The following is a 9,155-nucleotide window of genomic DNA, read 5'->3' as shown; positions in this document are numbered from 1 at the left end:
CGCGGCCCGATGCCGGCCGCCCGCCCCACGCCCCGATGACCGCTTCCCACGATCCCGCCGCCGTTCCGTTCCCGTGCGCCCGCTTCATCAAGGAAATCGGCCGCGGCCCGCACGGCGCACGCGCGCTCTCCACAAGAGGAGTCAACCCACATGTCCGCACGCCCTTACAAGATCGAAGCCCAGCCGCTCGCACAGCGCTATGCGCGCGGCTGGCACTGCCTCGGGCTCGCCCTCGATTTCAAGGACGGCAAGCCGCACACGCTGAACGCGTTCGGCCGCAAGCTCGCCGCGTTCGCCGATTCGACCGGCAAGGTCAACGTCGTCGACGCCTACTGCCCGCACATGGGCGCCGACCTGAGCCTCGGCACGGTGCAGGGCGACCACCTCGTGTGCCCGTTCCACGGCTGGGCGTGGAGCGGCGAAGGGCAGTGCGCATCGATCCCGTACTGCAAGCGGATCCCGCCGAAGGCGCGCATCGGCGCCTGGCCGACCTGCGAGGAAAACAACCTGCTGTTCGTGTGGAACGACCCGGAAGGCAACGCGCCGCCGCCGGAAGTCGCGATTCCGCGGCTCGACGTGTGCTTCTCCGACGAATGGTCGGACTGGGTCGTCGACAAGATGGTGATCCAGGCCAACTGCCGCGAGCTGGTCGACAACATCTCGGACGTCGCGCACTTCGCGACCGTGCATCGCGCGCCGATCGACTATTTCGCGAACCTGTTCGAGGATCACAAGGCGACGCAGCTGATGGTCGGCCGCAGCGAGAAACTCGGCGGTGATGCGCTGACCGCGCTGTCGACGTATTTCGGGCCGGCCGTGCACATCACGCAGATGACGGGGCAGAGCGGCGGGCAGCCGATCCACTCGGTGCTGCTGAACTGCCACGTGCCGATCGACATGAACAGCTTCGAGCTGCGTTACGGCGTGATCGTGAAGAAGGTGGCCGGGCTGACCGACGCGCAGAACATGGAGATCGCGAACGCGTACGTGAAGGAAGCGCAGCGCGCGTTCTACGAGGACGTCGACATCTGGCACAGCAAGACGCGGATCGACAACCCGCTGCTGTGCGAAGGCGATGGGCCGCTGTACCAGATGCGCGACTGGTATTCGCAGTTCTATCTGGACGTGGCGGACGTGCGGCCGACGAGCGTCGCGCGCAAGGCATTCGAAATGCGGATTCGCGAAGGCGCCGCGCCGCCGGCGCTGCATCACGTGTTCGAGCCGCAGTAAAAACCGGCGGGCCGGCCGAAAAAGGGGGCGCATCGAAATACGTGCCGTCGGCCGGCAACCCCCGCTGCGTAAGGCGCACCCGGAGGGGGGCTTGTGCGCCGCATCAAAAACACTTGACGAAACGGCCACTCGCGCGTAGTGTCCATGACCGAAGTGTTCAAGAAGTTCGATTGCTCATCATTGGCCGCACTCCGTGCGGCGGTCGTTGGTCTCTCCCTCTTTTGATTCTTTATGTGCCCGTCGCGGGCGCATGTTCAATTATTCGTCATTTGTATTAAGGAAGTATTTGTGGATACCGGTACCGTCAAGTGGTTCAACGAAACCAAGGGCTTTGGTTTCATTTCCCCGGACAACGGCGGCGACGATCTGTTCGCCCATTTCTCGGAAATTCGCGGCACGGGCTTCAAGACCCTGGCCGAAGGCCAGAAGGTCAGCTTCGAAGTGAAGCGCGGCCCGAAGGGTCTGCAAGCGTCGAACATCACGCCGCAGTAAGTCGCATCGGCAACGGCCGCCACGCGGTGGCCGCTGCCGGATGGATTGGCGCGCAGGGCGCCGCTTTGGCGGCAGCCGGCGCGTTTCCGATGCGCACGACCGATGCATCGCGACATCCGCGATGCATCGGTCGTGACGCCTCCCTCATCGCATGCGCGACCCGCGTGCGACGCAACGCCTTCGTGAAGCGCTCGCCGCTTCGCGAGCGCATCACCGCTTCAACGCATCAACCCGAGCAGACCGACGCCATGCCGTTGCAGGCGCGGTCCCGACTTGCGCGGCGCTCCATGCGCCGCCGCCACCGACCGCCTGAACGCCGCAACGCGCCGGGCTCCGATCGCAAGACAGGCCCTGGGCCCGTCTGAACGAACCGATCCCCGGCAGCCTGCCGGCCGCCGTCCCGTTGTGGGGCACGGCGCCGGGCAGATCGCCGCGGCCGCGGTCAATTACCTTGTCTGGAGGAATTGGTTTGGCAAAAGAAGAACTGCTGGAACTGGACGGAATCGTCGACGAAGTGCTGCCGGACAGCAAATACCGTGTCACGCTGGAAAACGGCGTCGTGGTCGGCGCGTACGCGTCGGGCCGCATGCGCAAGAACCACATCCGCATTCTCGCGGGCGATCGCGTGACGCTGGAACTGTCGGTCTATGACCTCACCAAGGGCCGCATCAACTTCCGTCACAAGGACGCGAATTCGCCGCGTCCGCCGCGCACCGGCCAGCCGCGCCGTTAAGCGGCAACGATCGGCGCGGGCACGCAGCACCGCCTCGCCGATCGAATCCCGTCCGGCCGACGAGGCCGGATGAACCGGGTGGACGACACATCGCGTGCCGTCCGCCGGTCGCCACCGGCATCGTCATGCCGCGGCGGCCAATACCGCCTTTACCGGCCGCCGCGCGTGCGCAACGCTCAGGCGGCCGCGTCCCGTAGGAAATCCTCGACGATCATCGCGACATACGGCGGACATGCCTGCATCGGGTAATGCCCGCAATTCGGTATCGTCACGAGCCGCGCGTTCGGATGCCACGCGAGAAAGGTCGCCTGCATCGCCGCGGCGTCGAGCCCCGGATCCTTGTCGCCGACGATCACCAGGAAGCGCGTATCGAGCCCGCGGATGTCGTCGGCGACATCCGTGCCGGTCAGCATGTCGAGATACGCGAGCCGGCAAGCCGGCGCCACGCGCGCGGTTCTGCCGCAGCTTCACGTCGGCCCCGCGCGCCGACAATCCCCCCGTCACGAATCGCACGAGCCGGCGAAACGCATCGTCATCGACGGTCGTCTCGGCGGTCGGCGCGTGATGCGACCTGCTCGTACGGTCGACGATGAAGTTGAAATGGTCGACGCCCAGTCTGGCAGGGCCTCGTGCAACGGGCCGGCAAGCGGCCGAACGCACGCGCCGCCACACGGTTCGCGTGCGGCTTTACGCGCGGGCCGGGGCGGTCGTACACTCGTCGGCAATTCGCGGCCCGCGCCGCGGCTTTCAATCCCTTCAGCAGCTTTCAGCGGGCCAACGACCGTGCCAGCAGGACTTTCGTCGCGCGACGCCAGGAGGCGCCATGAGTGCAGACGCAGCCCCCGCATCCCCGTCGGTTCAGGACCGCATCCAGCACGTGTTCGTGCTGATGCTCGAGAACCGTTCCTTCGATCACCTGTTCGCGCTGTCGGGCTATCCCGACATCGTCGCCGCGTCGCCGGGTAACAGCAACGCGTACGGCGATGCGGTCTATCCGTTCGGCGGCGGCGCGCCCGACCGGATGCCGACCGATCCGTGCCACGAATTCGCGGACGTGCTCGAGCAGCTGTGCGGCGCGGGCGTGCCGTTCGTCAAAGGGCAGCCGTATCCGCCGGTCGTCAACACCGGGTTCGTGTCGAACTACGCGACCTCGCATTCCGAAGGCACGCCGCCGCAGCCGGCCGACGCGGGCAAGATCATGCAGGGTGTCGATATCGCGACGCGGGCGCCGTCGCTGCACGCGCTCGCGAACGCGTTCGTGCTGTGCGACGCGTGGCATGCGTCGATGCCAGGGCCGACCTGGCCGAATCGTTTTTACCTGCACGGTGCGTCGTCGGCCGGGCTCGACCATTCGCCGACCAAGGAAGAAATGGCCGGATGGGACGCGTTCAACGGCTTTCCGTATCCGAAGGGGTCGATCTTCGCCGCGCTCGGCGACGACAACTGGCGCATCTACCAGGACCAGACCGGCGACCCGCTCGGCCACGTGCCGCAGGTTGCGTCGCTGAAGGGCATCAGCTTCTTCGACATCGACGACCTCGCGCATTTCGAGGCCGATCTCGCGGCCGGCTATACGGCGCGCTACACGTTCATCGAGCCCGGTTACGGCGACATCGTGCACGGCACTTACCAGAACGGCAGCTCGCAACACCCGATGGACGGCCTCGCCGGTGGCGACCAGCTCGCCGCGCGCGTGTACAACGCGATCCGCAATTCGCCGGTGTGGAACAGCAGCCTGCTCGTGATCTGTTACGACGAGCACGGCGGCTTCTACGATTCGGTCAGGCCGGGCGCCGCGCCGCCGCCGAACGACGGCGCGGCGGCGACGCTGAACGCGAGCGGCTTCGGGTTCGACGTGTACGGCGTGCGAGTGCCGGCGATCGTGATTTCGCCGTGGGTCGCGGCCGGGCAGGTCGATCACACGCCGTACGATCATGCGTCGGTTGCCGCGACGCTCGAGCGGCTGTTCGGCCTCGCGCCGCTGACGGATCGCGACCGCCTCGCGAACGACCTGCTGGCGCTCGTCTCCACGACGTGCCGCGGCGACTGCCCGCAAAGGATCGGATCATGAGTACGACACCGGCCTTCGACCCGCGCGATGCGCTGCCCGTGCGCGACGGTACGAGCCTGATCGCGTATCTGCACATCCTGAAGAAAGCGCATGCGGCGCTGGTCGGCCATGACAAGGCCCATCAGCGCTTCAGCGAGATCGTGACGCGCGGGCAGGCGCGGCAATACATCGAGGAACTGATGCCGTCGCTGTTGCAGGCGCGTGAAGCGCATCGGCGCAAGCGGCACGGCGGGAAGCATCGCTGAAGTCGGCGGGCGATGCGTGATCGAGGGGACTCGATCCGCGCATCCGAAATGAAAACGGGGCTCGCGCCCCGCTCCCCGCCGCTTCCGGACGAATGCCGGCCGCGTTCGCTCAGGCCGCCACTGCCCGCGCCCGCACCATCGTCAGCGCCGCATCCTCGATCATGTCCTCCTGCCCGCCGACGAGCCGCTGCCGCCCCAGCTCGACGAGGATGTCGCGCGCGGGAATCCCGTACTTCGCTTCCGCGCGCTTCGCGAACAGCAGGAACGACGAGTAGACGCCCGCATAGCCGAGCGTCAGCGCATCGCGGTCGAGGCGGATCGGCGCGTCCATGATCGGCACGACGAGATCCTCGGCGACGTCCGAGATCGCGAACACGTCGACACCCGTCTCGATCCCCATCCGGTCGCACACCGCGACGAACACTTCCATCGGCGTGTTGCCCGCGCCGGCGCCGAGGCCGGCCGCGGCCGCATCGATCCGGTTCGCGCCGGCGGCAACCGCCGCGACCGAGTTCGCGACGCCCATCGCGAGGTTGTGGTGGCCGTGGAAGCCGAGCTCCGTCTCCGGCTTCAGCGCGTCGCGCACCTGGCTGATCCGCGCGGTCACGTCGTCGGGCAGCATGTGGCCGGCCGAATCGGTGATGTAGATGCAGTTCGCGCCATACGACTCCATCAGCTTCGCCTGCACGACGAGCTGCTCCGGCGACGACATGTGCGCCATCATCAGAAAGCCGACCGTATCGAGCCCGAGCGTGCGCGCGAGGCCGATGTGCTGCTCCGACACGTCCGCCTCGGTGCAGTGCGTCGCGACGCGGATCGTGCCGACGCCGAGTTCGTGCGCCATGCGCAGATGCTCGACGGTGCCGATACCCGGCAGCAGCAGCGCCGACACCTTCGCCTGCTTCAGCTCCGGAATCACGGCGCTGAGGTATGCCTCGTCGGTGTGCGCGGGGAACCCGTAGTTGACCGACGCGCCGCCGAGCCCGTCGCCGTGCGTGACCTCGATCAGCGGCACGCCGGCCGCGTCGAGCCCGCGCGCGATGTTGCGCATCTGGTCGAGCGTGATCTGGTGGCGCTTCGGGTGCATCCCGTCGCGCAGCGACATGTCGTGAACGGTGATCTTCTTGCCTGCAAGTGACATCGCGTGGCTCCTCAACTCAAGCGGTGGCGGCCGTCGCGGCCAGCATCTGTTCGGCGAAACGCTCGGCCGTGGCGGCCGCGGCGGCGGTCATGATGTCGAGGTTGCCCGCGTACTTCGGCAGGTAATCGCCGAGCCCTTCGACTTCCATGAAGACGGACACGCGATTGCCGTCGAACACGGGGCCGTTCTTCAGCGTATAGCCCGGCACGTAGCGCTGCACTTCCTTGACCATCGCATGCACGGACGCGGTGATCGCATCGACGTCGGGCGGGCCGTCGGTCAGGCAATGGATCGTGTCGCGCATGATCAGCGGCGGCTCGGCCGGGTTGATCACGATGATCGCCTTGCCCTTGCGTGCGCCGCCGACCTGTTCGATCGCACCGGACGTCGTGCGCGTGAATTCGTCGATGTTCTTGCGCGTGCCGGGGCCGACCGAGCGCGACGACACGGTCGCGACGATCTCGCCGTACGCGACCGGCTGCACGCGCGATACCGCGTACACCATCGGGATCGTCGCCTGGCCGCCGCACGTGACCATGTTCACGTTTGCCTGTGCGCTGTCGAGATGCGCGTCGAGGTTCACCGGCGGCACGCAGTACGGCCCGATCGCGGCGGGTGTGAGGTCGATCATCTTCACGCCGAGCGCGGTGAGCTTGTCGGAGTTGTCGCGGTGCACGTACGCCGAGGTCGCGTCGAACGCGATGCGGATGTCGTCGGCGGCCACGTGCGGCAGCAGCCCGTCGACGCCCTTGTCGGTGGTCTTCAGGCCGAACTCGCGCGCCCGCGCGAGGCCGTCGGACGCCGGATCGACACCGACCATCCACACGGGTTCGAGCACCGGCGAGCGGCGCAGCTTGTAGAGCAGGTCGGTGCCGATGTTGCCGGGCCCGATCAATGCGCATTTGATTTTCTTCATCAGGGTGGTTCCTTTAGATAAAGCGGACGTCGCAGCTGCCGATGCCGGAGATGTGCATCGACAGCGCGTCGCCGGCCGTGACCGGAATCAGTTTCGCTAGCGAGCCCGACAGCACGATCTCGCCGGCGAGCAGCGGCACGTCGTACGCGGCGAGCGTGTTCGCGAGCCACGCGACCGCGTCGGCGGGGTGGCCGAGCGCCGCGTCGCCGCGGCCCTGCGCGACTTGCTCGCCGTTCTTGTCGATCGTCATCTCGCATGCGGCGAGATCGAGCGTGCGCGGATCGACGCGCGCATCGCCGAGCACGTACACGCCGCACGATGCGTTGTCGGCGACGGTGTCCTCGATGCGGATCGCCCAGTCGCGGATGCGCGAATCGACGATCTCGAAGCAGGGCGCGACGGCGGCCGCCGCGGCGATCACGTCGGTGCGGTCGATGCCGGGGCCGCGCAGGTCGCGCGCGAGGAGGAACGCGATCTCGCCCTCGGCGCGCGGCGCGATCAGCGTATCGGCGGCGATCGCTTCGCCGGCCGCGTAGTGCATGCCCGACAGCAGGATGCCGAAATCGGGCTGGCGCACGTTCAGCATGTCCTGCACGGCCTGGCTCGTCACGCCGATCTTCTTGCCGACCACGGCCTCGCCGTGTTCGATGCGGCGTTCGATGAAGCGCTGCTGGATGCGGTACGCGTCGTCGAGCGACAGGCGGCGCGGGCGGCTCGACAGCGGCGCGACCGGCGCACGCGCGTGCCATGCGGCGTACAGCTCGTCGCCGAGCGTCGTATGCAGGCGGGAAGACATGAAAGGGCCCTCGAATCTCGAATGAATCGAATGGAACAGGCCGCCGTCGCGGGCGGCGCCGGGCGCCGGAGCGACGCTCCGGCGCGTGGGACGCGGGCATGCCGCGTCGGCGGGTTGCTTAGTTACCCGAACTGCGGATCGCGTCGGGCGAGAAGTACGCCTCGTTGAACTGCGGGCTGTTGTCGAGCTTCGGCATCGGCCCTTCGTTGGTCAGGCGGTCGGCCATGTACGCGCCGGAGATCAGGTCGTGAAAGAACACGACGCCTGGGTAGAACACCTTCGCGTCATACGCGTACAGCGTCGTCGCGACATTGGTGCGCCACAGCTGGCCGCGCGCGTCGTAGTTGTCGGCGAGCAGCGTCATCCACGAATCCTCGTCGATGTACAGCACGCGCTTCGCGTACTGGTGGCGGTAGTTGCTCTTCAGCGTCGCCTGCAGCACCCACACGCGATGCAGCTCGTAGCGAATATACGACGGGTTCTCGTGGCCCTTGGTCAGCAGATCCGCGTACTTCACCGAGCTGTCCATCGCCTTGTAGTTGTCGTACGGCACGTAGATCTCGCGCTTGCCGACGATCTTCCAGTCGTAGCGGTCGCCGGGGCCGTTGTACAGGCGGTCGTCGTCGACGGTGCGGAAGCCGCCCGGGCCCTGCGGCTGGTCGTAGCCGTACTCGGGCGCCTGGCGCACGCGCCGCGTGCCGGGGTTGTACATCCACGTGCGCGACGAGTTGTCCGCGCCGGCCTTGTCCCAGTTCGTGAAGCCGACGATCAGCGAGCCGCGGTCGGACAGCGGCAGCTCCGTCGCGTTGCGGTAGTACGTGCGGTTGTTCAGGTCGCTCTTCACGTCGTACTTGCCTGAGTTGCGCGGCGAGTAGATGTCGTAGCGCACCTTGCCCCATGCGATGTTGCCGTCCGAGTACACGACCGCCTGGTCGTAGGTCGCCTGCTCGGCGCCGATCGCCGACGAGAAGCGCTGGTTCCACAGCAGCTCGGCGGCCGTTTTAGGGATCGGGTAGGGCACCGTCGGCGGCGCGTTCGTGAGGCCGTTCGCGTCGGATGTCATCGTCGAATCCGGTGCGTACGTGCGGATGTCCTTGTACACGGCATCCGCGTAGCGGAAGTCGCGATGGCTCGGATAGACGATGATCTTGAACGTGGCCGGGTAGCGCTTGAACATCGCCTTCTGGCCGTCGGTCAGGTGCTCGGCGTACTGCGCCATGTTCTCCGCGGTGATCGTCGCGACCGGCTTCTCGCTCGCGAACGGATCGGGGTAGCGGGTGCCGCGCTTGTACTGCACGTCCGGCGGCGTGCCGAGCCACTTGCCCGACCACTCGGGCACGCCGCTGTCCTTGCTCGCGGCGCGCACCGCGCCCATCGGCGTCAGCGGGCCGTCGAGCGCCTTCAGGTCGTCCGGCGTGACCTTCGGGTACGACGCCGTCGCGACGACCGCGCACGCGGCCATCACCGACGCGCGCAGGAGGGGGAGATGAATGCGTTTCATATCGATCCTCATAGTGCTGAATGACGAGCG

At 67.3% G+C, this 9,155-nt stretch carries 10 protein-coding genes; 5 read left to right on the top strand and 5 right to left on the bottom strand.

Annotated features, from left to right (window positions below; genetic code table 11):
• The first annotated feature begins 150 nt into the window (after nucleotides 1–150).
• From G3N98_RS26545 to infA, 3 genes are all read left to right on the top strand, one after another.
• Nucleotides 151–1,230: a Rieske 2Fe-2S domain-containing protein gene (locus G3N98_RS26545; RefSeq protein ID WP_206149655.1), complete on the top strand. Its 1,080-nt coding sequence runs from the start codon at nucleotides 151–153 to the stop codon at nucleotides 1,228–1,230.
• A 288-nt stretch (nucleotides 1,231–1,518) separates the two neighbouring features.
• Nucleotides 1,519–1,722: a cold-shock protein gene (locus G3N98_RS26540; protein ID WP_006483056.1), complete on the top strand. Its 204-nt coding sequence runs from the start codon at nucleotides 1,519–1,521 to the stop codon at nucleotides 1,720–1,722.
• A gap of 469 nt (nucleotides 1,723–2,191) precedes the next feature.
• Entirely contained in the window at nucleotides 2,192–2,455 is a 264-nt protein-coding gene (gene infA, locus G3N98_RS26535) for a translation initiation factor IF-1 (protein ID WP_011355053.1), read from the top strand.
• Between the two features lie 176 nt (nucleotides 2,456–2,631).
• Here infA and G3N98_RS26530 read toward each other — a convergent pair whose 3' ends face one another.
• Nucleotides 2,632–2,901 (bottom strand): alpha/beta hydrolase, encoded by a 270-nt coding sequence (locus G3N98_RS26530; RefSeq protein ID WP_206149654.1) that lies wholly within the window; start codon nucleotides 2,899–2,901, stop codon nucleotides 2,632–2,634.
• A gap of 377 nt (nucleotides 2,902–3,278) precedes the next feature.
• On the opposite strand from G3N98_RS26530, the gene G3N98_RS26525 reads away from it, so the two are divergent.
• Together G3N98_RS26525 and G3N98_RS26520 are read left to right on the top strand one after the other, a co-directional pair.
• The gene (locus G3N98_RS26525) at nucleotides 3,279–4,526 is read left to right on the top strand and encodes an alkaline phosphatase family protein (RefSeq protein ID WP_206149653.1); all 1,248 of its coding nucleotides are present in this window, start codon (nucleotides 3,279–3,281) and stop codon (nucleotides 4,524–4,526) included.
• Nucleotides 4,523–4,771 (top strand): hypothetical protein, encoded by a 249-nt coding sequence (locus G3N98_RS26520; RefSeq protein WP_089427378.1) that lies wholly within the window; start codon nucleotides 4,523–4,525, stop codon nucleotides 4,769–4,771. The genes G3N98_RS26525 and G3N98_RS26520 overlap by 4 nt, the downstream gene beginning before the upstream one ends.
• A 109-nt stretch (nucleotides 4,772–4,880) precedes the next feature.
• Here G3N98_RS26520 and dmpG read toward each other — a convergent pair whose 3' ends face one another.
• The 4 genes from dmpG to G3N98_RS26500 all read right to left on the bottom strand — a co-directional run bounded on the left by dmpG (nucleotide 4,881) and on the right by G3N98_RS26500 (nucleotide 9,125).
• On the bottom strand, nucleotides 4,881–5,912 hold the full coding sequence (dmpG, locus tag G3N98_RS26515; RefSeq protein WP_206149652.1) for a 4-hydroxy-2-oxovalerate aldolase: 1,032 nt from the start codon (nucleotides 5,910–5,912) through the stop codon (nucleotides 4,881–4,883).
• Nucleotides 5,913–5,928: 16 nt separating this feature from the next.
• On the bottom strand, nucleotides 5,929–6,828 hold the full coding sequence (locus G3N98_RS26510) for an acetaldehyde dehydrogenase (acetylating) (RefSeq protein ID WP_046547936.1): 900 nt from the start codon (nucleotides 6,826–6,828) through the stop codon (nucleotides 5,929–5,931).
• Nucleotides 6,829–6,841: 13 nt separating this feature from the next.
• Nucleotides 6,842–7,624 (bottom strand): 2-oxopent-4-enoate hydratase, encoded by a 783-nt coding sequence (gene dmpE / locus G3N98_RS26505; RefSeq protein WP_206149651.1) that lies wholly within the window; start codon nucleotides 7,622–7,624, stop codon nucleotides 6,842–6,844.
• A gap of 118 nt (nucleotides 7,625–7,742) precedes the next feature.
• Nucleotides 7,743–9,125, bottom strand: a complete 1,383-nt coding sequence (locus G3N98_RS26500) for a DUF1329 domain-containing protein (protein ID WP_206149650.1) — start codon at nucleotides 9,123–9,125, stop codon at nucleotides 7,743–7,745.
• Nucleotides 9,126–9,155: the final 30 nt, after the last annotated feature.

It is taken from the genome of Burkholderia sp. Tr-20390 (assembly GCF_017104595.1).
Classification (GTDB): Bacteria; Pseudomonadota; Gammaproteobacteria; order Burkholderiales; family Burkholderiaceae; genus Burkholderia.
This window is presented reverse-complemented; position numbering and strand designations above follow the sequence as displayed.